This window comes from Kitasatospora sp. NPDC092039 (genome assembly GCF_044756065.1).
Lineage (GTDB): Bacteria > Actinomycetota > Actinomycetes > Streptomycetales > Streptomycetaceae > Kitasatospora.
In genome coordinates this window covers 1-2,007 of sequence record NZ_JBIVSD010000041.1, presented here as the reverse complement: position 1 = coordinate 2,007, position 2,007 = coordinate 1, and the positions used below count along the sequence as shown (strand labels likewise).

At 76.8% G+C, this 2,007-nt stretch carries 1 protein-coding gene; it reads left to right on the top strand.

The genetic code is table 11. The features are described from left to right. The first annotated feature begins 278 nt into the window (after window positions 1-278). Window positions 279-1,871: a protein kinase gene (locus ACIQI7_RS38420; RefSeq protein ID WP_401119371.1), complete on the top strand. Its 1,593-nt coding sequence runs from the start codon at window positions 279-281 to the stop codon at window positions 1,869-1,871. Window positions 1,872-2,007 lie beyond the last annotated feature (136 nt).

Below are 2,007 nucleotides of genomic sequence, written 5' to 3'. Positions count from 1 at the left end.
CGCCCCCCCCCCCGCCCCCCCCGGCCGGCGCCGGGCCCCCCCCCCCCCCCCCCCCCGCGCCCCCCCCGGCCCCCCCCCGGGCCCCCCCCCCCCCCCCCCGGCGGGGGGCCCCCCACCCCCGTGCCGGCGGCCGGGGGACCGCTGCCCGGTCCCCCGACCGCCACCCTTCGCGCCCTCGCCCCGGTCGGCCCGGTCGGCCCGTTCGGCGGTGCGGCTATCGTGCACAGGTGCACGAGGCGGCCCGGGACCCCGGGCAGGGCACGTGAGGGGAGCTCCAGGTGATCGGACGGGCGCTGAACGGGCGTTACGAACTCGTCGGCATGCTGGGTGTCGGCGGCATGGCCACCGTCTGGCGCGGGGTGGACCGGGTGCTGGGACGCCAGGTGGCCGTCAAGGTCCTGAACGGCGGCCTCGCCGACGACCCCCGCTTCGCCGAGCGCTTCAGCCGGGAGGCCCAGCACGCGGCCATGCTGGTGCACCCGAGGATCGTCATGGTCTTCGACTCGGGCGTGGACCAGGGCACCCCGTTCATCGTCATGGAGCTGGTCAGCGGCCGTTCGCTGGCCGCACTGCTGGCGGAGCAGCGGACGCTGCCGGTGGAGCGCGCCGTCGGCATCGCGGCGGCGGTCTGCGAGGCGCTGTCGGTCGCGCACGCGGCCGGGCTGGTGCACCGGGACATCAAGCCCGGGAACATCATGATCACCGACGACGGCGGGGTGAAGGTCGTCGACTTCGGCATCGCCCGGGCCGGCTCCTCCAGCAACCTGACCCAGACCGCGAGCGTGCTCGGTACGGCCGCCTACCTCTCGCCCGAACAGGCCACCGCCTCGGCCCTGGACGGGCGGACGGACCTGTACGCGGTCGGCTGCGTGCTGACCGAGATGCTCACCGGCGCGCCCCCGTTCACCGCCGAGGCCCCGGTGGCGATCGCCTTCAAGCACGTCAGCGAGCAGCCGTTGCCGCCGTCCGTCCACCGCCCGGGCCTGCCGCCCGCGCTGGACGCGGCGGTGCTGCGGCTGCTGGCCAAGAACCCGGCCGCCCGCCCGGCCGACGCGACCGCCGCCCGAGCCGAACTCCTCCGTACCGTACCGGGCTTGATGGTCGGTGACCCGACGGCGGAACTGCTCGCGAGCGCGGCCGGAGCGGCTACCCAGCTGCTGCCGCCGGTGCCCCACGTCCCGGTGCCGAACCAGCAGCACACCACCGTGCTGCCGCCCCAGTCGCCGGCCGCCGCCACCTCGGTGATGGCGCCGGTCCCCGTCGCGGCGCCGGCTCCCGGTCCCGCGTCGGCGTCCGCGCCGGCTCCCGCCCGGAGCCGCCGAAAGCCGCTGGTGCTCGGGGCGTTGGGCGTGGTGGGCCTGGCCGGCGTCGCCGCGCTGGCCCTCACCGCCTTCGACGAACCGGCCGGCCATGCGGCCGCCGCCAAGCCGGCCACCGCGAAGCCGGCCGCGGCCACCGCTCCGGCCTCCACGGCCGCCACCGCCCCGACGCCGACCGCCACCGCGTCCTCCGCGGTGACCTCCCCCGCGCCCACCACCCCGTCGGCGGCCCCGGCGTCGACCCAGCCCGTCCCGCGCAACCAGCCCGCCGCGCTCCAGATCCAGTCCTTCCGCCAGGCGGTGGCCCAGGCCCACGTCGGCAAGGAGCGGGACAAGCAGACGGACCTGCTGAAGACCCTCGACACCGCCGCGGCCCGCGTCAACGAGGGCAACCCGGACGACGCCGCCCAGGAGCTCAGGAGCGCCCAGAAGGTGGTCAGGGACCTGGGCAAGAAGCACGCCGTCGACGTCGCGACGTACGCCAACTGGAACGCCAGGCTGTCGGCCCTGTTCGCCACCCTGCACACCGCCGCCGACCTCCAGGACGACTGACGGAGGGGCTGTTAGGGCGTGTCTGACAATTCGCGTCGGACCAGGGCGCGGCGTTGGGGTGCGTGCATCGCAAGGCGGAGGAGGGAGCCACTGCGGTGGGGGCACCTCCCGGCCGGAGGCTGGGGGCCATTGGCGA